Below are 22,601 nucleotides of genomic sequence, written 5' to 3'. Positions count from 1 at the left end.
GACTGTTCGTTAGTGTGGGCGGTGATAGCGATACACACTCGAATTCGGCAGGTCGCATGGAAAGTGTTTTTCGGCACGGGCGGTTGGATACAGGCAAATGGGGCTCGAGGAGGAGATCGAGAAGATCGAAGACGAAATCGCCAACACGCCCTACAACAAGTCGACAGAGGCCCATATCGGCCGGCTGAAATCGAAGCTCGCGGAGAAAAAGGAGAAACTTCAGAACCAGAGCTCTTCCGGCGGGGGGACAGGCTACTCCGTCGAGAAACACGGCGACGCGACCGTCGCGCTGGTTGGCTTTCCCAGCGTCGGCAAGTCCTCGCTGTTGAACTCGATGACCAACGCCGAAAGCGAGACGGGGTCGTACGAGTTCACGACGCTGGATGTCAACCCGGGGATGCTCCAACACCGCGGCGCGAACATCCAGATGCTTGACGTGCCAGGGCTGATCGAGGGTGCGGCGTCGGGACGTGGCGACGGCCAGCAGGTGCTGGCGGTCGTTCGCAACGCCGACCTGATCGTCTTCGTCCTCTCAGTGTTCGAGATCGAACAGTACGATCGCTTACAGGAGGAGCTGTACGATATCAACATCCGTGTCGACCAACAGCCGCCGCGGGTGACGGTTCGACCGAAGATCAAAGACGGGATCAAGATCACCTCGAGCACCGAACAGGACTTAGACGAGAAGACGATCTCGGACGTCCTCCGCGAACACGGCTACGTCAACGCGGACGTCAATCTTCAGGAGAACGTCAGCATCGATCGGCTGGTCGACGGCCTGATGGAAAACCGCGAGTACATCCCGTCGATCACCTGCGTGAACAAAGTCGACCTGATCGACCCCTCCTACAAGGAGACCGTCGACGAGCAGTTGCACGAGCGCGATTTGGACCCCGAGGAAGTGACGTTTATCAGCGCCGAGATGGAGAAGGGACTGGACGCCCTCAAAGACCGCATCTGGGACAATCTGGGCCTGATTCGCGTCTACATGAACAAACCCAGCCGCGGTATCGACTGGGACGAACCTCTCGTCATCGAGGCGGGATCGACAGTCGGCGAAGCCATCGAGAAACTCGGCGGCGAGATGGAAGAGCGGTTCCGATTCGCCCGTGTGACCGGCCCCAGTGCAGTCCACGACGAACAACAGGTGGGGACCGAACACGTCCTCGAGGACGAAGACGTTCTCAAACTCATTTTACGTCGGTAACGGGCTGTGGTCCTCGACGGGGGGTGACCGGCGAGTTGTGAGACGACTTTCAGGTTCCGAAGGAGCAGGATTATCCCACTGCTCGGCGATTGATCCGATATGTCGGACTTTGGGGCACTGTCACTCGTTCCACCGCTGCTTGCGATTGCGCTTGCAATCGTCACGCGCCGGCCAATGCTCTCGCTGTTCCTCGGCATCTGGTCGGGTGGTATCATTGCGACTGGCGGTATTGGTATCGGACGAACGTTCGAATGGATCACCGAGTCGATCGGGGACGTGTTTCACGCGAACATTCTGGTGTTTACGCTGCTTCTTGGCTCTGGTGTCGCCCTGATCTGGCGACTCGGCGGCGCGACCGCCGTCCGAAACTGGGCGACCGAACGGCTCGAGACCCAGCGCAACACCGGGCTGGCGACGTGGATACTGGGAATGGCCATGTTCTTCGATGACTACGCCAACACGGCCATCGTCGGCTCCACGATGCGTGAGATCTCCGACCAGATGCGGATGTCCCGCGAGAAGCTCTCCTACATTGTCGACTCGACGGCCGCACCCGTCGCGACGATCGGACTCTCGAGTTGGGTGGCGTTTCAGCTGTCGATGATCGACGAGGGGTATACGAGCCTCGTCGAGAGCGAGGCCCACGACGTGGCCGCGGCCGACACACCGGGTGTGTTCGAAACGTTCGTCGGCTCGATCCCTTTTAATACGTACTCGCTGCTCGCGATCGTGATGGTCGGCCTGATCGTCATCTCGCGGCGCGATTACGGTGAGATGCTTACCGCCGAACATCGGTCGTGGCAGACGGGGAAAGTCAACCGCGACGAGGCCCAGCCGCTGCAGGAAGTCGAAAAGGACCTCGGCGCACCGATCGAGGACAAGCCAATGCTGCGGACCTTTTTCGCACCGATCGTCATGTTGATCGCCGTGACGCTTTCGGGTGCGTTCTGGACTGGGTACCAAGACTGGCTCGCAGCACAGACCGAGGCGGGCGCGACAACGTCGCTCGAGGCGGCCATGGGCGACGAGGGCGTCGTGCAGGTGCTCGTCGACGTCGTCGGTGCTGGCGATTTCGCGGCTGCGCTCGTCTGGGGGTCGTTCGCGATGGTGGTGACCGCCATCACCATCGGGATCGGCTACGATCTCTTCGATATCGGGAACGGCATCGAAACCGTTCTCGAGGGATTCAACCTCATGCTGACCGCCGTGACGGTGTTGGTGTTGGCGTGGTCGATTAGTGCCGTCGCCGACGATCTCGGGACGGGCACCTACGTCGCCGGAGCCGCGGAGGGTGTCGTCTCGCCCGCCGTGCTCCCGATCGTCGTGCTGTTCGTCGCTGCGTTCGTCGCCTTCACCATGGGGTCGTCGTGGGCGACGATGGGGATCGTGACGCCGATCGCGATCACCGTCGCCTACGACCTCACGGGGACGTTCGAACTCATGCCAGTGATGGTCGGCGCGGTGTTCTCCGGTGCGATCTTCGGCGACCACACGTCGCCGATCTCTGACACCTCCGTGCTCTCGTCGACGTTTACGGGGGCCGACCTCATCGATCACATCCGCACGCAGCTGTACTACGCCGGGACCGTCATGCTCGTTGTCCTCGTCTGCTACGTGCTGTATGGGTTCCTGGGCGTCTCGCCGCTCGTCTTCCTTCCGCTGGGCGTTGCCCTGCTGATCGGGCTCGTCTACATCTTCTCCGAACTCGACGCGAAACGCAGAGGTGTCAGTCCGAAAGCCTCCACGGTGGCCGCCGATCCCGACACGCAGGAGTCGGCGGCGACAGCCGACTCACAGCCGGGCAACGGCGACTGAACCGCCGCCTTCGCCACGTTTTTGCCGCCTGCAGGTGTGATTTTGCGTATGGACGGAACGCTCGATCACACCATGCTTCGCGTCGCAGACCTCGAGGAATCGCTCGACTGGTACCAGACCCACCTCGAGTACGAAGAAAAGGATCGCTACGAGGGCGACGGCTTCACCATCGTCTATCTCGGTCCCGAAGACATGCACGAAGACGGGGCGTTGCTCGAGTTGACCCACAACGAGGGCGAGGACGACCTCGAGGTCGGCGACGCCTGGGGCCACGTTGCAGTTCGGGTCCCCGAAGGCGAACTCGAGGCCCACTACGAACAGCTGATGGACGAGGGCGTCGAGGACTACCGCGATCCCGAGAGCTGTGGCGGCCGCTATGCGTTCGTCACAGACCCCGACGGCCACGAGATCGAGATCGTCCAGCGCGATCAGGGTGCGCTATGGTCGCTCGACCACACCATGATCCGCGTCGAAGACGCCGACGAGGCGCTTGGCTACTGGACCCGGAAGTTCGAGTACGACGAGGTCGGCCGCTGGGAGTCCGACACCTTCGCGAACTACTTCGTCGAGCCGCGGGACGCCGCCGACGAAGCGATGTCGCTCGAGTTGACCTACAACTACGACGGGCGCACGTACGAGCAAGGCGACGCCTGGGGCCACCTCTGCGTTCGCGTCGATGACCTCGCCGAGGACTGGGAGACGCTGCTCGAGCGCGAGGCCCCCGACTACCGCAATCCCGAGAGCAACGACAACATGTACGCGTTTACGAAAGACCAAGACGGCCACGAGATCGAACTGCTCGAGCGCGACCCCGAGGCCGAGTCGCTGTTCCCGTTCTGAGTCGACACGGCCAGTCGATCGGTCTCGGCGCGGTCGAACCACGGGGACGATTCGCTTCTGATCCGGTGGTCGACATCCACTTTTGCAGTGTCGTTCGACTCGAGTCTCGACGATGGTAATCAGTTTTTACAGAGTTAGTCACTCACAGCGATACTTCAGCGTCCGTGATCGGACCGGTGGCTGCTCGAGGAATCACTCATTACCTACTGGGTGTTCGTCGGTAATTTATGCTTGCGAACGTGTCTCACGATACGTTATCAATTCAAGCAAACACCTCCGAATCGGACGCAGTCATGCGGTCTCGAGCCGATTACTCAGTGCCAGAGAGTGTTACAATATCCAGAAAGCTTATTACGCGATGCTTTATACGTTTTGTTACCCCTACCCGGTGCGAGTCAGTGCGGCTTCCGCATTGATACCACACTCGCACTCCGACCGAATCGTGCGACGACTAACACAACACGAAATACAAGACAACTTAATGACAAACGAAACTTCATATCGCGAAAAGGGACGCGCACTGTTCCTGGCCGCGCTTATGGTTATGTCTGTCGTTGCCATGTCCGCAGCGTTTGCGGGCGGTGCAGCAGCAGTAACCAACGACGACCTAGATACGATTAGCGAAGGTGAACGATACTGGCAAGGAGAAGTCCTCTACCTTGAGGGTATCGAAGAAGACGATGGAACAACAACGGAATGGGATGACGACGAAGTTGCACTTCTCGACGATGACGACAGCCTCGTTCGAGAAATCGCAGTTCGCACGAACGACGATGGCGGAGACTACATCCGTCTCAACACCGAATCACTTGACGGGAGTTACTCGCTTGACGATAATACCAACACGGTGAACTTCTCCGTCAACGACCAAGATCTCGGTGCTGAATTCAGTGCTGACAATGCAACTCTTGACAGCACTGTTGACCTGGATGTTACCTCCGCACGTAACAACTACGAACTCAACCTGACTGTTGACGACGTTGACGCGGATGACGTCGCTGACGCACTCGGTCTTGAGGACGCAGAGTACGACACCGACAGCGATAACGAAGTTCTGACGATCCTCGAAGCATCCAGTGAGGAAGAGTGGGAAGTTAGCTTCGACTCCGATAACTTCTCCGCTGAAGAGTACGACTTCGAGTTCGAAGCAGTTGACACCGGTGCAGAGGCAACTGCAACGATCAACCTCCAAGACCTTGACAGCACGCTGCTGTTCAGCGAGAACACCTTCGATGGAACTGAGGGAGACATCGTCGACATCACCTTCGACATCGAGAACTACGATGCGTTCGATCTGACGCTCGAAGAAGAGGACGTTGACGACCCATACCAGCTGAACGCTTCGATCACCCACATCGACGATGACCTCGAAGATGATCAGCTGACGCTCCAGTTCAATACGGCTGAAGCGGGAGACTTCGATAGCAACCCAGAGGACATTCTCACCAGTGAGGACGCAGACGTTGATGTCACTGATGAAGAACTCCCAAGTGGGTTTGACTACGATGACGGAGACCGAATCGCACCGTCTGACTACGAATTAGAACTGTTCGAAGAAGGAGAGGATGACGAAGACGACGTCGCATTCCTCGCACTTCAGGAACGTAGCAGCACCGACCTCACGAACTGGATCGCATCCAGTGACGATATCGATGTTGACGACCTCGATGCTGATGATCTCCTCGACGATGCGACTGAGCGAAACACTGTCGCAGAGGGCGATCTGCTGATCACGCAGGTTGAGGCCGACGGCCTCAACGGCTACATCAGCGATGCTTCGGACTTCAACACCACTGAGAACGGTATCTACTTCAACATCTCCGACACCGACGACCCACGATTCGGTGAAGGTGACTACGTTGTCTTTGACAACGATGCTGACGGAATGCACTTCGTGAACGACCTCGAGAACGGTCAGTTCTTCATCGTCATGGAAGACGATGAAATCGACCAGCTCGAGGCTGACGAGACCTGGGAGTCTTCCTTCGAAGTGACGGAAGATAACCCATACGTCGCCAGTGAGGATGACGAGGAACTGCTCTCCGAGGAGTTCACTCTCGAAGAGCGTGACCTCGAAGTTACCGGCGAGTTCGACGATGACGACGCACTTCTCGTCGAAAACTCCAACGAGGCTGAATTGACTGCTGAGACGAACGTTGCACCAGGTACGGAAGTCGAATACCGCCTGCGCCACGCAACGGGTGTCTCCTACGAATACGCAGACGTTGGCCACGACAATCAGGTCACTGTGGAAGTCGACCTCTCCGACTACGAGGCCGGTGACGAGTTCGACCTCCGAGTCCGAGATCAGGTCGAATCCAGCAACTCTGACAGTGTCGAAGCAGTGATCATCGACGCTGACGAGGAAGAGCCTGCAGAGGCCAACCTCGACTGGAACGTTGACGTCGACCCAGCAGAGCCCGTTGAGGGCGACGATGTTGACGTGACCGTCTCCGCAGAGAACCTCGGCGACGAAACCGGCTCCGCAGCCTACGAGTTCGTCTTTGACGGCGACACCCTGCTTTCGGGTGACGACGTCGAACTCGAGGGTGGCGAGTCCGATTCGTGGTCCGACACCGTTGAGGACGCCCCAGCTGGCGACTACGACTGGGAACTCATCGTTGACGGAGACGTCGAATCCGAAGGTACGCTGACCGTCGAAGAGGCTGACGACGAGCCAGCTGACGACGACGCAACCGACGACGACGCAGCTGACGATGACGCAGCTGACGACGACGCAGCTGACGACGACGCAGCTGACGACGACGGCGAAGCTGACGACGGCGACGACGACGGTACGCCCGGCTTCGGCGTTGCTGTTGCTGTTGTCGCACTCCTCGCAGCCGCAATGCTGGCACTCCGCCGCCAGAACTAAGCTGTAACCAACTACCGGATTTCATCCGGCTCTTGCCGCATTTCGACTTTTTTGGGCACCACCGCACCCAGCGCGCTTCACTCGAGTAGCGACAGCACTCGAGACCCGTGCGTCTAGCGCCGAGTGAGCAGCCGCCATCGAAACGACGGGCTGTTCCCAGTGGCTACAGCACAACCGAGTGAACACTAAAAGCGCTATTTGACCGAACACCAAGCTTATGCCATCGTACTGGAGAGTCCTGATTGATAATAGATCGAGATAATGTCACAAGACACACCCAGTTCCGCCACCCGGGACCGGCTTGCCAGCGGGCTCGACTGGATCGGGCGTGCAACGCGGCGTCGGTTTGCGATCGATCCCCGTGCGCTGGCGGCGTTTCGAATCTCGCTTGGGGTACTGCTCCTCGTCGACCTGCTGCGACGAGCACGACTGCTCGAGGCGTTCTACACCGACGCCGGCGTGTTGCCACGGGAGGCACTGTTTTCGGATTATTCGTCGGTCTACTCGCTGCACGCCCTCTCCGGTGAGGCGTGGGTCCAGGGACTCCTGTTTCTGGTCGCCGGTGGGTTTGCCCTCGCATTGGTCTGTGGCTATCACACACGCGTTGCAGCGCTGGTCTCGTGGCTGCTGTTGATCTCGCTGCATATCCGCAACCCGATGATTCTCAACGCTGGCGACATCCTGTTGCGGATGTTGTTGTTCTGGGGGCTGTTCTTGCCACTCGGCGCTCGGTGGTCGATCGACGCCCGCCGACTCGAGTCTACTCGTGACCAATCGCAGTCGACGCTGGCTACCGTTGGGACGATGGCCGTGCTCTTGCAGGTACTGCTGATGTACGTGGTCAACGCCGTCCACAAAACTCGGAGTGAGATGTGGATGAACGGCGAGGCGGTGCTCCATATCTTCGAGGCCGATCATCTGACGATCCTGCTCGGAAACACGCTCGCAGGAAACTCGCTGCTGTTAGAGGGGTTCACCTACGCGTGGATGGTGCTCATCCTTCTCTCACCGCTGCTGATTCTGCTCACCGGCATCCCTCGAGCCGTGTTCACGACGTGTTTCGTCGGGATGCACCTCGGAATGCTCGTCACACTGCGGATCGACCTGTTTCCCGTCGTCGTCGTGGCGGGCCTGCTGCTGTTCTATCCACCCGTCGTCTGGGATTGGGTCACGACACTGGCGACGCGTCTCGGGTTCGCTGCACCGCTTTGCCGTGGGCTCGACAGACTCGAGGCAGTGCTCCCCAGGACAGAGACTGTCGACGCGCGCCTCGGGAACGGGAGAGCCAACGAGACGACCGTGCGTTCGGCGATCCTCGCGCGTGGGCGTGTGCTCTTTGGGACGGTGGTCCCCTGGTTTATTCTCGTGCTAGTCGTGCTCTCGGGTGCCGAAGCCGTCGATTACACCGAAGTGCCGGATGCTGGTGACGAGGTTTTGGATACGATCCAGTCCAGCCAGAGCTGGCAGATGTTCGCACCGAACCCGACGTCGACCGCCCAGTGGCTTGTCGTCCCCGGAGAGTTGGCAGACGGCTCGACAGTCGACGCGCTGCACGAATCCGAGGTCGACTGGGATCGACCGCCAAACGTCGATGAGACCTACGAAACCTCTCGAGAACGCAAATACATCTCGAACATGCGCTATGCCGGCAACGAGAACCATCGCTCGTACTTTGCCAACTACCTCTGTGAACGCTGGAACAGCGAACACGAGACCGAACTCGAGAGTCTCACTGTCTACGGTATGTCGGACCGCTCCGGGCCGTACGACGACGACCCGGACATTGCGGAGTTTACGCTGCTCGAGTACGACTGCTCGGGCGAGTTTATCCAGAATTAGGCTGTCGAGATGGGCTGCGCTGAAACCGATGTTGCCGTGTGGCTGTGGGCGACCGGAGCCAGCTAGCCGAAGACAGCCGGAGTCGATGATCGGTTGGGGAACACGTCGCCGTCCTCAGTCGTCCGCTGCAGCCGCCTCGGCCTCACTCGTCGCTTCTGCGCGCTCGAGATCCTCGAGGTATTCGTCAGCATCCAGTGCGGCCTTCGAGCCCATGCCGGCCGCGGTGACGGCCTGCTGGTAGTGGAAGTCGACGACGTCGCCAGCGCCGAAGATGCCGGGGACGTGGGTCTCGGTCTGGCCGCCGCCGTCGCCGCCTTTCGTCTCGAGGTAGCCCTCGTCGTCGGTCACGACGCCGGTGTCCTCGAGGTAGTCGGTGTTGGGGGTGTGACCGATGGCGAAGAAGACCGCGCCGACGTCGAACTCGAATTCTTCGGTGTCGGGGTCGTCGAGGCGGTCGGTCGGGTGGCCCTCGTCGTTGCGGACGAGGGTGACGTGATCGATACCGTCCTCTCGAGAGCCGTGGAGTTCGGTGACCTCCGTGTTTTTCATGATCTCGATCTCGCCTGCTTCGACCTTTTCGTGGACGCGGTCGACCCAGTAGTCCTCCGCGCGGAACTCCTCGCGGCGGTGGGCGATGTAGACGGTGTCGGCGAACTTCGTGAGGAAGGTCGCTTCCTCCATGGCGGCGTCGCCGCCGCCGACGACGAGCATATCCTCGTCGCGGAAGAAGGCGCCGTCACAGGTCGCACACGTCGAGAGGCCATAGCCCATGAGCTCCTCCTCGCCGGGGATGCCAAGCGTACGGGCGCTCGCGCCGGAGGCGGCGATGAGTGCGTCCGTGGTGTAGACGTCGCCGTTGGTTAGTTCGACGCGGAACGGTTTGCTCGAGGCGTCGACGTTTTCGATGATACCGTTTTTGAGCTCGGCACCGAACTGCGTGGCCTGTGCTTTCATGTTGTTGACCAGCTCAGGGCCGCTGATCCCCTCGGGGAAACCGGGGTAGTTCGCGACGTCGGTCGTCAACGTGAGCTGGCCGCCGGGTTCGTCGCCCTCGATGACGAGTGGCTCGTTGTTCGCACGGCCGGCGTAGATCGCGGCAGTGAGGCCGGCGATCCCGGTGCCGGCGATGATCAACGTGCGGTGTTCGACGGCATCGTCGCTCTCGAGGCCGAGCTTTTCGTCCAGTTCGCCCGTCTCGTCGAGTGCACAGGTGTCGTCCCAGCCGCCGATGAGTTCGTCGTCAATGAACACTTCGGGAGCGGTCTTGCGGCCGTTGGCGCGTTCGACCATCTCCTCGAAGCGCCTCTCGTCGCCCGTAACGTTGTAGAGTTCGTACTCGATGCCTTTCGCATCGAAGAGGTCCTTGGCCTTCTCACAGTACGGGCAGTTCTCCTTGGTATAGATCTCGACTCGAGGCTGGTCGCTCATGGATACCAGTTGGGAAACTGGGCCTAAACGCCTTGCGTTCTCAGCAATCACGTGTCGGGAATACTGTGACAAACGGAGCCGTTCGGCGCTCGCTCGTTGGACGACGACGCACTTACGGTGGTGACGGCCGACGAGCGAGTATGGCTGCGGATCTCGAGGAGAAGACGGACCGGTACGGCGAACTGCTCACGGAAGCACTCGAGGAAGCGTCGGTCGCGCCACCGGCGGGGACACCGATGGCCGAGGCGGCTGAGGAGTGTTATGAAATGGCGGCCTCGTATCTCGAGGACGGGAGCCACTTCCGCGACGAGGGGGATCTCGTCAACGCACTGGCCTCGTTTTCGTACGGTCACGCGTGGCTTGATGCGGGCGCACGCGTAGGACTGTTCGATGTGCCCACGGACGGACATCTCTTTACGGTCTGATCGCCTCAGCGCGAATTCGGTGAGTCTGATTTGTGGTCGATTGTAACTGATCAAAGAGCTACGAATTACGCTGCCGGTACCTGACTGTGTAGCACGGATACCACATGATTAATAGACATATAACCGAAACATATTTAACTATTTTCCCGAGTTGTTTATAAAGTAGGCGAAACCTTTATAACCTTTCCGGACTTACAATATGTTAGCTGAGGCGACCGGGTTTCTTCTGGTTACCCCACCCGGAAGCCCCGAGTAACCGACCTGATACACCATGACAGACACCAGAATCAGAACCTATACGGACGAATCGGAAACCGAAGAAACGACCGAGCGGTCGGGTGAGAAAGAGTACTGCCCGGAGTGTGGTGGCCGCCTCATCTCCGACACGGAACACGCCGAGACGGTCTGTACCGACTGCGGGCTCGTCGTCGAAGAAGACGAGATCGACCGCGGTCCCGAATGGCGAGCCTTCGACGCCGCTGAGAAAGACCAGAAATCCCGCGTGGGTGCCCCAACGACGAAGATGATGCACGACCAGGGGCTCTCGACGAACATCGGCTGGCAGGACAAAGACGCCTACGGTCGTGCGCTCTCGAGTCGCCAGCGACAGAAGATGCAGCGACTGCGCACCTGGAACGAACGGTTCCGCACGCGCGACTCCAAAGAGCGCAATCTCAAACAGGCCCTCGGTGAGATTGACCGTATGGCCAGTGCGCTCGGCCTGCCGGAGAACGTACGCGAGACCGCCAGCGTCATCTATCGCCGTGCTCTCGAGGAAGACCTCCTTCCGGGCCGGTCGATCGAAGGCGTCGCGACGGCGTCGCTGTACGCCGCCGCCCGTCAGGCCGGCACGCCGCGCAGTCTCGACGAGATCTCGGCCGTCAGCCGCGTCGAGAAGATGGAACTGACCCGAACCTACCGGTACATCATCCGGGAACTTGGCCTCGAGGTCAAACCTGCAGATCCCGAACACTACGTCCCGCGGTTCGTCAGCGATCTCGACCTCTCGGATGAGACCGAGCGCATGGCCCGCGAACTGCTCGAGTCGGCCCGTCAGGAGGGCGTTCACAGCGGTAAGTCGCCGGTCGGTCTCGCGGCCGCCGCCGTCTACGCTGCCGCCTTGCTGACCAACGAGAAGGTCACGCAAAACGATGTCAGCGACGTCGCCAGCATCTCCGAAGTGACCATCCGCAACCGATACAAGGAACTACTCGAGGCCTCCGATACCGCGGCCCCGGCATAAACGCGACTGTCCGGTGTGTCTCTCGGGGCTGTCGCGGTTCGATAGCGTGATGGGCGGTTCGCGGTCGACGAGGCGACAACACTTTTGTCGGATGGTGTGCAATGACGTGTCATGGATGAAACGAGCGTGAGCCTGTTGTGTCCCGAATGTGCGAAAAACTGGCAGAGTCCGCCTGGTGACCTCGATGCACCCGCGACGATGTTTCACTGTCCCAACTGCCATGCCTCCCGACGGCTGTCCGAGTTTATGCGGACGGACCGCGACCTCCAGACGTTAAAACAGCTCGGCTAAACACAGCGTCAACGCGCCCGTTCATATTGAACCACTAACAGTAATTTCGAATTACCCAGTCAAAGTCCTTCATTTAGAACCAGAAAGAAATAATATATTTCAGTAGTAACAGCAGCTTGTATCGACCCCCTTCGGTCGGTATTCGACCAGTAGACTCGTCTTTCGATTACATACCTCCCGTGACATACAGGGTATCGAACAGGGTGTATGTGCTAACGCGACTCAAGATAATAATATAACCCTGCAGTGGGTAGGCTTGCATGGTTATGAAGAAGCAGGAGCTCATTCACCTTCACGGCCTTCTCGCGGAGGTATCGAACCAGTGTGCAGCCTGGAACGACTGTCAGATCGACCTCGAGGAGTACGAATCGCTCGGTATTCGACCAACATCGATCCACAAATCGAAAACGGACCACAAAGCCGCTGTTTTTGCACTCGCTGGCGGAATCACAATGAACATGCGCGAAGACGAGCAGGAAGCAGTCGCCGCCACCGCAGACTGAGACGTACGTCGCCTCCTTCGAGCAGTACTGGTCTCCACTGGCGAGACTCGCTGACGGACACTTACAGCCGGTTTTCGACGGGTACACTGAACAGTGTCGGAGAGTGAACCGACGTAATCTGCGATTCAACCGGGAAACAGTCGACTGAGAACGCAGGCGGTTAGTCCCGTTCGACTAACTCCTCGAATTCGGGGAGGATATCGTCGTCCTCGTTCGGCTGTTCGTCGGCTGTTTCGGCCGACTCGGCCTCGTCGTCATCGGCTGTCTCGTCTTCGTCGGTCTCCGTGTCCGCTTCATCGTCGTCGTCTTCGTCCTCGAGTTCGTCGATCTGGATCACCTCGAGCGGGATGTTCTCGAGGCGCTGGCCGATCTCTTTGCGGGCGATCCGTGAGGCGTGTTCCTCACGCTCGACGTTGAAGACGGTCATCTCCAACTCGAGTGCAACGAGCGCCTCGTCGGCGGCGATGAACGCGGGTGGTAACTCTTCGCCCGACGGCGACGTGCGCTCACCCATGTTGATCTCGACGTAGTTCAGGTCAGGGTTCAACATTTCGCCCGTCTTCGAGATGGCGATGCGGATCGCCTCGTCTTCCGTCTCGACATCGAACACCGGCACGGCAGCCTCGACGACAACCCTGCAGTCCATACCATGGTATTGTCTCGCCACCAGTATGAAAGTTCGCCCCAGCGGATGAATCGACTGCCGGCGGGGAGTCTGTACGGATACAGTGTCAGCGGTCGCCCTCGTCCGGTTCGAAAGGCAAAAGCCCCCCCCCCCGAAGGCACGGACAGATGGAGACCGGGACGATCCCCCTCGATGACCTCTCCGGCGGCCTCGATCTGTACCGCACGCTCGAGAGCGGACAGAGCTACTGCTGGCGCCGGAGCGACGGCGAGATGTATCGTGGCTCACCTGAACCCGATGCGTGGTATCACACCGTCGTCAGCGGGCCAGAAACGGATTCGGACGCCGTCATCCGCGTACGCGTTCGTGCGGACACACTCGAGTGGGAGTCGACGGTCGCCGCCGAGTCGCTCGTCCGCCGGCTGTTACGATTGGACGACGACCTCGAGTCGATCGTCGCGGCCGCGCCGGACGATCCCCTGCTGGATGAGGCCTACGAGGTCCACCGTGGGATGCGATTGGTCGAGGACCCGTCGTTTCCCTGCTTGATCTCGTTTATCTGTTCGGCTCAGATGCGTGTCAGCCGGATTCATACGATGGTCTCGACGCTGGCCCGCGAGTACGGCGACCCGATTGAGTTCAACGGCGACACGTACCACGCGTTCCCAACGCCAGTCCAGCTCGCAGCAGCAACCGAAGCAGAGCTGCGCGATCTCGGCCTCGGCTATCGAGCCCCCTACGTCGTCCGCACGGCGAAGATGGTCGCCGACGGCGAGGCCCACCCCGAAGAGGCACGTGACCTCGAGTACGAACAGGCTCGCGAGTACCTGACCACGTTCGTCGGCGTCGGCGACAAGGTGGCCGACTGTGTCCTGCTATTCTCGCTTGGCTTCGACGAGGCCGTGCCGTTGGATACGTGGCTCAAGTCGGCGATCGAGGACTACTACCCCGACTGTGATCGTGGCAGCTATACGGCGACCTCGAGAGCAATTCGTGACCGACTCGGGGGCGAGTATGCGGGCTACGCACAGACGTACATCTTTCACCATCTGCGGACCGGGGAATGACCACGAACCGAGACGACGAACTTTTTATTAACTAGTTGATAATAGTGACGTATGAGCGCCGAGTCGCCACTCCTCCTTGGTGTCGCTGCGGGGTTCGTTGGGCTCCTGGGCGCCCTCATCAAGTACGCCGGTGCAGTGCGGTTAATCGCAGGCTACGACCCGGACCGAGTCACCGACGAAGCGGGACTTGCAGCGTTCATCGGGACGAACACGCTCTACGTGGCTGTGCTTGTCCTTTCCGTCGCAGTCGTCGAGTACACCGATCCGTTCGACGGAACAGCGATCGTCTGGATCGTGTTCACCGTCGGTGTCATCGGGCTCACTGCTCGCATGATCGTTGGCAGTCGTCGCTACGAAACGTCGGAGTGAGCGATGGGTCAGTGGCTGGCACCTCGAGCGATGCCACAGTAGAATTTCGACAGGAGGCCGGATTTTTGATGGTCGCACTCGATCATCCAGCCATGGCAGACCGAACTCGCGCACACGTCTTCGTCTCCGGAACCGTCCAGGGCGTCTACTACCGTGCGAATACACGCGACACGGCTCGTGAGAAAGGCATCGACGGCTGGGGGAAAAACCTCGAGGACGGCCGCGTCGAAGCGGTCTTCGAAGGCCCCGAGGACGCCGTCGAGTCGATGGTCGAGTGGTGTCACACGGGCAGTCCCGCTGCGGCGGTCGACGGCGTCGACGTCGAGTACGACACCTGTCACTTATACACATCTCTGATGGCGCGAGGNGAAAAACCTCGAGGACGGCCGCGTCGAAGCGGTCTTCGAAGGCCCCGAGGACGCCGTCGAGTCGATGGTCGAGTGGTGTCACACGGGCAGTCCCGCTGCGGCGGTCGACGGCGTCGACGTCGAGTACGACACACCACAGAGCGAGGACGGCTTCGAAATTCGGTACTGAACCACCTCGTGTGGGGTCGCTACCACGACGCTCTCGAATCGGACTACTCGTCTGACTCGAGTGCTTGCAGCGCCGCCTCGAGCCACGGCGGCTCGTCGGTGTACTTCCATTCAGCCCAGTCGGCCTTCTCGCCGGCGTAGTAGGCACGGTACGCGCCGACGGGGTCGTCCGGGCGCTTGTACTCGTCGGGCATCGCCTGTGGCCGCGGCGTCGGCTCCGTGGCAGGAAACGAGATTGCCTCGAGGTCGATGCGCTCGATCACCTGCCAGCTGGCGTGGTCGTCATCCTTCTCGTAGCGCTCGACGAACTCCGCGTTGAGCGCTGCGGCGTGATCGCGAAGCTGCAGCCAGTTGGCTCGTGACTCCGTGGCCCACCTCGTAACGGGATGGCCGACGTGGGTCGATCCGTAGAGAAACTCGGCCTCGTACCCGTTCTCGCGGGCTGCGGTACAAAGCACCTGTGCAGCCTCGAGCAGCAGCTTGTTCACGTGCTGGTCGCAGTGATATCGTGCGGCGAGGCGTGGGTCCTCATCGAGCCAGAAGACGTTCACACCGAACGGAGGTGTCCAACGGACGAGACGTTACCGGTCGGAAGGCAGAGTATTAGAGAGCGAGTTGCTCGGCGTTGCCGAAGCCGGGCAGTGCGAGCACCGTCGAAAACACGATGAACAGAACGGCAGCCCACCAAATCAGACGACAGTCCGGCGTCGGAACGAACGCACGACCTCGGTACCAGTCCGTCCGCTCGCGACGACTGGACGGCAAAGCGGAGGGTTCATTCTTACGAACACCGAACTGTCTGTATGGTGTCTCGACGACAGGTGCTCATGGCGGCCGGAGCTGGAATCGGGATCGGCGTCGCGGGCGTCGGGGTGAACGAATCACTTCACCGCGGAAAGGTCTGGGAGAAGTGGATTCGTGGACGACGCGACGGCGAGACCGACGACCTCCACGTCGTCATCGCGGATACCACCACCCAATCACCCTACGTCACCGAACGGTTCGAGGACGCCGACGTATTCACCCGCTCAGAAGAGAGAACGCCTGTCGTTACCGAAGAGACAAAAGCGACGCTTCAGGACCACTACGACGGTCTCGAGTACGGCGTCATCGTAAGCACGACCGACGCGATACAGATTCGAGAGGGCGGAACAGTCTCTCGCGAGGCGTTTAACGACGTCCAGATCTTCGACGAGGCGACCGCAATCGTGGCTAGGGGACACTTCCGGTTGCTCTAGTCTCACACGCTTTTTACAGCCCGGGGGACCTCATCGAGTCAGAACCCGATCACAGTGAATCGAGGAGCCGGCGAGACGAGCGCGTGCTGCTCGAGGGAGCTTTCGATGTCGGGAAGCGGAAAGCGTTATGATTCGGCGGCGCTGCGCCGAAAGCCGGCAGTGAACTCGTAGGCGACGAGAGCGATCAGTAGCGCCGCGACGAGGCCCGCGATGAGCAGCCGTTCGCCCGGGTCTGCGCCTGAGAACCCGAGCATCGCGATCACAAGCGACAGGACAGCGGCGATTCGTACGCGCTGTCGACCGGGAACGTCGTCGTCGGTAGCGGCGAGATACAGTTGGGGGACGACGATTCCGAGCCCAGCCAGTACGAGGAACGTGACCACCGAACTCTCCGCACCGATTCCGGTGAGCCCGATTACGGTGACGGCAAGCCAGACCAAAAGCAGGGAGCCGATGAGAACGCGGTTTTCGCGGGAGACCATCTGTGATCGACAGTTCGGCAGTTTATCAAATAATCGTTGCGTCGAGTGAGACGGATCGCTGTAACGAAAGGAGCCACTGCCCGTCACTGAACACCCCATCGTCCGACGGGAGTGCGGCTCGATGCGACCACCGAAGCGAGGCCCGTCTGAGTGATCGACGGTCGCCCGGACTTCCGTGTCGACTCCGAACTCCCGCCAGCACGTGAACGGAACTCCCACACGCTTAACGCGACGGCGAGCGAACGATCCGGCATGATCACAGGCAGGCGAATGGCCGCCGTCGACGAGAACGCCGCGGCGCTCGGCGTGCCGCGAAAGCAGTTGATGGAGTCAAGCGGGAATGCCGTCGCCCGTGCGGTCAAGAACGTCGCCGAGTCGGGCTCGAGTGTCGTCATCGTCGCCGGCCGGGGGAACAACGGCGGGGACGCGTTCGTCGCCGCCCGATTCCTCGATCAGTACGACGTCACGACCCTTCTGCTCGGTCGTGCCAGCGATATCGGAACCGAGATCGCTCGTGAGAACTGGGATACCCTCCAGCGGGCCGGCTACGACACGCGAGAGTGCCCGGACTCGAGCGCGGTCGACTTCCCCGAGGCCGACGTCGTCGTCGACGCGATGTTGGGGACGGGGATCAGTGGCGATCTCCGGGAGCCGGCTGCCACCGCAGCCGAAGAAATCAATGCCGCCGACGCGACCGTCGTTTCGGTCGACGTTCCCTCCGGCTTCGACGCTGACGACGGCGACCACGCCGAAAACGGCGTCACGGCCGACCACGTCGTTACCTTCCACGACACGAAGCCGAGACTCGAGGACCTCGCGGCCGAGGTGACTGTCGCCGACATCGGTATCCCCGCCGCGGCCGAACGGTTCGTCGGTCCCGGCGACGTTCGTCTCGCACGGCCCGACGGACGTGAGGGACGGCCGTACGTCATCGGCGGCGGTCCGTACACAGGTGCGCCGGCGCTGGCCGCACAGGCTGCACTCCGGGCCGGCGCAGAACTGGCCTTCGTCGCCGCGCCCGACGCCGTGTCGCCCGAGATTCAGGGGTACAGCGAAGACCTCATCGTCCAGCCCTACGAGGAGGACATCCTCACGCCCGGGCGAGCCACAGCCCTCCTCGAGACCGCCAAGCAGTACGACAACGTCGTCGTGTTGGGTCCCGGACTCGGAACGAAAGACGAGACTCTCGAGGCCGTTCGGTGGTTCCTCGAGTCCTACGCCGGTCGAGTGGTCGTCGACGCCGACGCGCTTGCGGTCGTCGCCGACGTCGAGACCGACGCGACGCTCGTCTGTACGCCCAATCGGGGCGAACTCGCGCGAATGGGCGGCCCCGACACCGACGACCTCGCGGCGGCCGCCGACGAGATCGAGTCCTTCGCGGCCGATCTCGGCCACGTCGTCCTCGCAAAGGGGGCGAACGACGTCATCACCGACGGCGAGCGGACCCGTATCAGCCGCTCGGGCACCGTCGGCATGAAAGTCGGCGGCACCGGCGACACCCTCGCGGGGATCGTCGCGGCGCTGCTCGAGTACGCCGATCCACTCGAGGCGGCCGCCGCAGGGGCCCACGTCAACGGCCGCGCCGGCGAGCGCCTCGCCGAGCGCGACGAACACGGCCTGCTCGCCTCCGACATGCTTAGGGAACTACCCGCGACACTCTGGAGTAAGACCGATGAGTGACGATCCGGAATCCACGCGAAGCGCCGACGACCTGACCCACACCACCGACGAGGGCGACGTCCAGATGGTCGACGTCGGTGACAAACCAGACAGCGACCGACGCGCGGTCGCGGCCGGCGAGATTCGGCTCCAGCCGTCGACGATCGAAGCGATCCGTGCCGACGAGATCGGCAAGGGTGACGTCCTCGCAACGGCCCGTATCGGCGCGATTCAGGCCGTCAAACACACCTGGGAGACGATCCCGATGTGTCACCAGATCCCGATCACGAACGTCGACACCCACTTCGACCTCGGCGAGGATCGGGTCGAACTCGAGGTCGCCGTCGAGACGACCGGGAAGACGGGCTGTGAGATGGAGGCCTTAGAGGGAGTTACGACCGGGCTCAACGTCGTCTGGGATATGGTCAAAGCCGTCGAGAAAGACGACGATGGTCAGTATCCCGACACGGGTATCGAGAACGTGCGGGTGCTCACGAAGGAGAAACACCGAACGGAGTCGTAGCTGGCCGCTTCGGAGGGCCGTTCCGAGAAGGAGGATCGAGGACGCGATATGCAGGGCGAACGGTTCGACAGAGTTGTCGATCGGCGTTAGAGGTCCATCCCGCCGTTGACGTCGATCACTTCGCCGGTGACGTAGGAGGACTCCTCGCTGGCGAGGAAGCGAACGACAGCGGCGATGTCCTCGACTTCCGCGAGTCGCTCGAGGGGGATTCCCGAGATGATCCGTTCTAAGACCGCATCCGGGACGCTCTCGAGCATGTCGGTCGCGGTGAAACCGGGTGCGACGCAGTTTGCCGTCGAGCCGCCTTTGGCGAGTTCGAGCGCGATCGTCCGGGTGAACCCGAACATCCCACTCTTGGCGGTGGCGTAGTTGGCCTGTCCGAAATTACCCTGTTTCCCGACGACACTCGAGATGTTGATCAACCGACCCTCGTCGGCGTTCCAGATGTCGTCGAAAAACACCTGCGTGCAGTTGAACATCCCGCCGAGGTTGACGTCCATAACTCGATCCCACTCCTCACGACTCATGTCCGTAAACTGTTCGTCAGCCGTAATGCCGGCGTTGTTGACCAGCACGTCCGCCGGCCCGAACGCCTCGTGGCAGACCTCGAGCATGTGTTCGACCTCTGCCCGATCGGAGACGTCTGCACGCGCCGTAACCGCCTGTCCGCCCGCTGCTTCGATCGCTTCGACGGCCTCATGAGCAGAGCCCTCTGACGAACGGTAGTTGATCACGACGTTTGCACCCTTTTCACCGAGGTGCTGTGCGATTCCCCGTCCGATACCGCGTGCCGAACCTGTGATGACGCAGGTGCGTCCTTCCATCGACATGATGCATACCTATTGTAGCTCCGATGGTAAATAACAACCTGTTAAATATTGTAACCGAACTAGTTCGGCCCCACGGGCGTTGTCACTGACAGGGACCGTTGCTGGACAGCAGTGTCAGGAGACACGGCGACACTCGAGTGAAAAACGAGTCGTGGCCGGCGACGGCGTCATACGGTTTCCTGTCGTCACTGCCCGCCGATCACCAGCACGGGTGGGACATCGGGACAGCAATCCGTCTCAGCGGTTCTGTGCCTGCCCGATCCAGTCTTCGATTCGACTCGGCGAGATGCCCGTCTCGCTGGCGAGGTCTGCGACGTCGGCTGCGGCAAGCTGGTCGAACGTCTCGATACCAGCGTCGGCCAGACTGTCCGCGTACGCCTGTCCAACACCGGTGAGGTCGGTGAGATCGTCCGCGTCAGCGTCGGGTTCGGACTGGTCGTCGACGGCCACCTCGTCGGCAGTCGTCGGAGCCGGCGCTGTGGGCTCGGACTCGAGGTCGTCGACGTGTTCGGACTCGATGCCCGTCCCGCCGTCAGTGACGTCCTCGAGACTGGATTGGTCGCCAGCATCGGCAGCGACCGATGTATCCGTCTGTGGGCCTGTTTCGGCCGTGATTTCGTCGGCGGCCTCGGTCCCGTTCGAGCGTGCCTCGAACCACTCACAGACGTCCGGCCAAAGTTCGTCGTGGCTGCGCGAGGAGACGGACATGCCGATGTGGCCCGTCGCGAACTCGAGAATCTCGGTATCGTCGGACGAGACGAACTCGTTGAACGGTTTAGAGGCCTCCGGCGGGATGAGGTGGTCGTACTCCGCGACGATCTGGAGCAACGGCATGTCGATGTTCTCGAGGTCGACGTGTTTGCCGTCCAGATAGAGTTCGTTGTTGATCAGCTTGTTCTCCTGGTAGATGTCGCGGATGAACTCCTCGTAGGCGACGCCAGCGACGTCGATCCCTTCGTCGAGCCATCGCTCCATGCGGGCGAAGTTCTCGACGAAGTCCTCGTCTTCCATGTTGTCGTAGAATCGGACGTACTTCGTCACGTTGTTCGCGACGGGGTCCATCAGCGCGAAGCCGACATCCAAGAACTCGGCGGGAACGTTACCGAACGTGTCTGTCACCGTCTCGGGATCGTAGAAGTCGTCGTCGCCCCAGAGTTCGAGCACCCCACCGTCGCCGGCAAAGCAGAGTCCAGCGGCCATCAAAGCCAGGTTCTGGACCTTCTCGGGGTGTAACGACGCATACATGGCCGACATGGTGCCGCCCATACAGTAGCCGAGGATGTTGATCGCATCCTGTCCGGACCGCTCGCTTACGACGTCAACACAGTTGTCGATGTAGCGGTTGACGTAGTCGTCGAGCGACAGCTTCCGATCGAGCTTCGATGGCTCGCCCCAGTCGATGAGGTAGACGTCGAAGCCGGCCTCGAGCAGCGTCTGGACGACCGAGCGGTCGGGCTGCAGATCGAGGATGTAGGGCTTGTTGATCAGCGCGTAGACGATGAGGATCGGAACGTCGTGTTGCTCCTCCGTCATCGGCTCGTAGTGGAGGAGTCTCAGCTTGTTCTCCTCGTAGACGACCTCGCTTGGCGTCTGGCCGACCTCGACGTTCTCGAGGGTCTCGGTTCGGTCGGGCGCGACCTGACTCTTCTCGGCCAGATCGGCTGTCGCCTCCCAGGCCTCCCGTTGCAGATCCAAGACGCTTGCGTACGGGTTTTTCATTGTTCGTCGTCCAGATGCTCGAGCACACGATCGAGTTTCTTCTCGACGGCGTGTTGCCGGCGCTCGAGTTCGACGAGGCGGTCGCCGACCTCGACGACACCCTCTTCGGTTGCAAAGCCGAGCGACCGCAGGGTTTCCTGAGACGTCTCGTCGGCCTGCTGTTGGAGTTCGAGCACGTCGCCGACGGTCTCGCCGGTCATCTTGGCGAAAGCAGTCGTCGACATGACGTCTTTGAACGCCTCGTTGGCCGTGTTCAGCCAAATATCACGGAACTCCGCGACGTCGACATCTTCGCCTTCGAGCGTGTCGTTCATTCGCTCGACCATCTGCTGTGAGGCGTTCATCCACGTCTCGTAGGCGCGAGCATAGCCCTCGACGCCGTCGGAGATTTCGTTGTCGTCGCTGACTTCACCGACGGTCTCTGACCAGCTCTCGACGAACTCGGCTTGGGCTTCCATGTTCTCCTCGAGTGCGTCGAGAAACTGTTCGTTCCACTGTTCGACAAACGCGTTCCAGTTTTGCATCTGGGGCTGTGAATCTGTCATTGGCATAAAATTGGGGATCAACTGTCAAAAGGCTACGGCCTATGTCAACGCTCTACGCGGAGACGTCGAACTCGTCGGTGGCCTCTTCGACGTTCTCGGCGACGGCGGTGACGTTCTCTTCGACCTGGTCGTGGGCTTCGAGGACGGCATCGAACGAGCTGTCAACCATCTCGGAGTAGGTGGCTGCGAACTCGTCGTAGGCCGCTTCGGACTCATCGAGCATCTCGAGCATGGACTCCATCGACTGGGTCTGGGCTTCGGTCGCGGAGTCGAAGCCGTCGTCGACGAGCGCACGCATCTCGTCGAAGTCGGCGGCGTCCTCGGGCATCGAGGCCTCGAGGGCGTCGAAGTAGGCGTGGACGGCACCTTTGGTCATCTCGGTGTTGGACTCGAACATCGAACTCGAGGACTCCATCGCGTCGCTAAAGGCGCTGATCGAGGCCTTCTGTGCCTCGAGGGCGTCGTGGGTGAGGTTCTGGGACTGTTCAACTGCGGTGCGCTGGGCGTCGAAGACGGCGGTGAATGGGTTCTGGGTCATGGTG

The 22,601-nt window shown here is 60.9% G+C and carries 22 protein-coding genes and 2 pseudogenes; 16 read left to right on the top strand and 8 right to left on the bottom strand.

Annotated elements, in window-relative coordinates; all coding sequences use genetic code 11:
- Nucleotides 1–97 precede the first annotated feature (97 nt).
- From C495_RS02400 to C495_RS02380, 5 genes are all read left to right on the top strand, one after another.
- On the top strand, nt 98–1,207 hold the full coding sequence (locus C495_RS02400) for an OBG GTPase family GTP-binding protein (protein ID WP_008159665.1): 1,110 nt from the start codon (nt 98–100) through the stop codon (nt 1,205–1,207).
- Between the two features lie 99 nt (nt 1,208–1,306).
- The gene (locus C495_RS02395; RefSeq protein ID WP_008159663.1) at nt 1,307–3,022 is read left to right on the top strand and encodes a Na+/H+ antiporter NhaC family protein; all 1,716 of its coding nucleotides are present in this window, start codon (nt 1,307–1,309) and stop codon (nt 3,020–3,022) included.
- Nucleotides 3,023–3,070: 48 nt separating this feature from the next.
- Nucleotides 3,071–3,862, top strand: a complete 792-nt coding sequence (locus C495_RS02390; protein WP_008159661.1) for a VOC family protein — start codon at nt 3,071–3,073, stop codon at nt 3,860–3,862.
- Between the two features lie 544 nt (nt 3,863–4,406).
- Nucleotides 4,407–6,737 (top strand): BGTF surface domain-containing protein, encoded by a 2,331-nt coding sequence (locus C495_RS02385; RefSeq protein ID WP_161605550.1) that lies wholly within the window; start codon nt 4,407–4,409, stop codon nt 6,735–6,737.
- Between the two features lie 261 nt (nt 6,738–6,998).
- Complete coding sequence (locus C495_RS02380; protein WP_008159658.1) at nt 6,999–8,576, top strand: HTTM domain-containing protein; 1,578 nt, start codon at nt 6,999–7,001, stop codon at nt 8,574–8,576.
- A 114-nt stretch (nt 8,577–8,690) separates the two neighbouring features.
- Here the strand turns inward: C495_RS02380 and C495_RS02375 are convergent, their stop codons facing one another.
- Nucleotides 8,691–10,004 (bottom strand): FAD-dependent oxidoreductase, encoded by a 1,314-nt coding sequence (locus C495_RS02375; protein WP_008159656.1) that lies wholly within the window; start codon nt 10,002–10,004, stop codon nt 8,691–8,693.
- A 140-nt stretch (nt 10,005–10,144) separates the two neighbouring features.
- On the opposite strand from C495_RS02375, the gene C495_RS02370 reads away from it, so the two are divergent.
- The 4 genes from C495_RS02370 to C495_RS02355 all read left to right on the top strand — a co-directional run bounded on the left by C495_RS02370 (nt 10,145) and on the right by C495_RS02355 (nt 12,466).
- Nucleotides 10,145–10,429: a DUF357 domain-containing protein gene (locus tag C495_RS02370; RefSeq protein ID WP_008159655.1), complete on the top strand. Its 285-nt coding sequence runs from the start codon at nt 10,145–10,147 to the stop codon at nt 10,427–10,429.
- 271 nt (nt 10,430–10,700) lie between these two features.
- Nucleotides 10,701–11,672, top strand: coding sequence for a transcription initiation factor IIB (locus tag C495_RS02365; protein ID WP_008159653.1), 972 nt, complete (start codon nt 10,701–10,703; stop codon nt 11,670–11,672).
- 111 nt (nt 11,673–11,783) lie between these two features.
- A complete protein-coding gene (locus C495_RS02360; protein ID WP_008159651.1) occupies nt 11,784–11,963 on the top strand; it encodes a DUF7836 family putative zinc-binding protein in 180 nt (59 codons plus the stop codon).
- 266 nt (nt 11,964–12,229) lie between these two features.
- The gene (locus C495_RS02355) at nt 12,230–12,466 is read left to right on the top strand and encodes a UPF0058 family protein (RefSeq protein WP_008159649.1); all 237 of its coding nucleotides are present in this window, start codon (nt 12,230–12,232) and stop codon (nt 12,464–12,466) included.
- A 160-nt stretch (nt 12,467–12,626) separates the two neighbouring features.
- Here C495_RS02355 and C495_RS02350 read toward each other — a convergent pair whose 3' ends face one another.
- Nucleotides 12,627–13,112, bottom strand: coding sequence for a DUF555 domain-containing protein (locus C495_RS02350; RefSeq protein ID WP_008159647.1), 486 nt, complete (start codon nt 13,110–13,112; stop codon nt 12,627–12,629).
- Nucleotides 13,113–13,258: 146 nt separating this feature from the next.
- Here C495_RS02350 and C495_RS02345 point away from each other — a divergent pair, with 146 nt between their 5' ends.
- From C495_RS02345 to C495_RS18310, 4 genes and pseudogenes are all read left to right on the top strand, one after another.
- Nucleotides 13,259–14,158 carry a DNA-3-methyladenine glycosylase family protein gene (locus C495_RS02345; RefSeq protein ID WP_008159645.1) on the top strand — a complete coding sequence of 300 codons (900 nt, stop codon included), beginning with the start codon at nt 13,259–13,261 and terminating at the stop codon, nt 14,156–14,158.
- 51 nt (nt 14,159–14,209) lie between these two features.
- Nucleotides 14,210–14,527: a DUF3784 domain-containing protein gene (locus tag C495_RS02340; protein WP_008159644.1), complete on the top strand. Its 318-nt coding sequence runs from the start codon at nt 14,210–14,212 to the stop codon at nt 14,525–14,527.
- Nucleotides 14,528–14,619: 92 nt separating this feature from the next.
- Nucleotides 14,620–14,859 (top strand): annotated as a pseudogene (locus C495_RS02335) (acylphosphatase); the annotation flags it as partial.
- Nucleotides 14,860–14,908: 49 nt separating this feature from the next.
- Nucleotides 14,909–15,064 (top strand): annotated as a pseudogene (locus tag C495_RS18310) (acylphosphatase); the annotation flags it as partial.
- Nucleotides 15,065–15,107: 43 nt separating this feature from the next.
- Here the strand turns inward: C495_RS18310 and C495_RS02325 are convergent.
- Complete coding sequence (locus C495_RS02325) at nt 15,108–15,614, bottom strand: hypothetical protein (protein WP_008159639.1); 507 nt, start codon at nt 15,612–15,614, stop codon at nt 15,108–15,110.
- 276 nt (nt 15,615–15,890) lie between these two features.
- On the opposite strand from C495_RS02325, the gene C495_RS02320 reads away from it, so the two are divergent.
- Nucleotides 15,891–16,301: a hypothetical protein gene (locus C495_RS02320; protein ID WP_008159638.1), complete on the top strand. Its 411-nt coding sequence runs from the start codon at nt 15,891–15,893 to the stop codon at nt 16,299–16,301.
- 125 nt (nt 16,302–16,426) lie between these two features.
- On the opposite strand, the gene C495_RS02315 is transcribed toward C495_RS02320, so the two are convergent.
- Nucleotides 16,427–16,783 (bottom strand): hypothetical protein, encoded by a 357-nt coding sequence (locus tag C495_RS02315; protein ID WP_008159637.1) that lies wholly within the window; start codon nt 16,781–16,783, stop codon nt 16,427–16,429.
- A gap of 252 nt (nt 16,784–17,035) precedes the next feature.
- Between C495_RS02315 and C495_RS02310 the strand changes: the two genes are divergently transcribed.
- Nucleotides 17,036–18,463 (top strand): bifunctional ADP-dependent NAD(P)H-hydrate dehydratase/NAD(P)H-hydrate epimerase, encoded by a 1,428-nt coding sequence (locus tag C495_RS02310; RefSeq protein ID WP_049890119.1) that lies wholly within the window; start codon nt 17,036–17,038, stop codon nt 18,461–18,463.
- Nucleotides 18,456–18,965: a cyclic pyranopterin monophosphate synthase MoaC gene (gene moaC / locus C495_RS02305; protein WP_008159635.1), complete on the top strand. Its 510-nt coding sequence runs from the start codon at nt 18,456–18,458 to the stop codon at nt 18,963–18,965. The genes C495_RS02310 and moaC overlap by 8 nt, the downstream gene beginning before the upstream one ends.
- A gap of 86 nt (nt 18,966–19,051) precedes the next feature.
- Here the strand turns inward: moaC and C495_RS02300 are convergent, their stop codons facing one another.
- The 4 genes from C495_RS02300 to C495_RS02285 form a co-directional block, all read right to left on the bottom strand.
- Nucleotides 19,052–19,795 (bottom strand): beta-ketoacyl-ACP reductase, encoded by a 744-nt coding sequence (locus tag C495_RS02300; protein WP_008159634.1) that lies wholly within the window; start codon nt 19,793–19,795, stop codon nt 19,052–19,054.
- Nucleotides 19,796–20,032: 237 nt separating this feature from the next.
- A complete protein-coding gene (gene phaC, locus C495_RS02295) occupies nt 20,033–21,514 on the bottom strand; it encodes a class III poly(R)-hydroxyalkanoic acid synthase subunit PhaC (RefSeq protein ID WP_008159633.1) in 1,482 nt (493 codons plus the stop codon).
- On the bottom strand, nt 21,511–22,059 hold the full coding sequence (locus C495_RS02290; protein WP_008159632.1) for a poly(R)-hydroxyalkanoic acid synthase subunit PhaE: 549 nt from the start codon (nt 22,057–22,059) through the stop codon (nt 21,511–21,513). Before C495_RS02290 ends, phaC begins: the two co-directional genes overlap by 4 nt.
- Before the next feature lie 52 nt (nt 22,060–22,111).
- Nucleotides 22,112–22,597: a hypothetical protein gene (locus tag C495_RS02285; RefSeq protein ID WP_008159630.1), complete on the bottom strand. Its 486-nt coding sequence runs from the start codon at nt 22,595–22,597 to the stop codon at nt 22,112–22,114.
- Nucleotides 22,598–22,601: the final 4 nt, after the last annotated feature.

Source organism: Natronorubrum sulfidifaciens JCM 14089, assembly GCF_000337735.1.
GTDB classification, from domain to species: domain Archaea; phylum Halobacteriota; class Halobacteria; order Halobacteriales; family Natrialbaceae; genus Natronorubrum; species Natronorubrum sulfidifaciens.
Note: the sequence above shows the minus strand (reverse complement) of the source record. Positions and strands in the feature narration are given on the sequence as shown.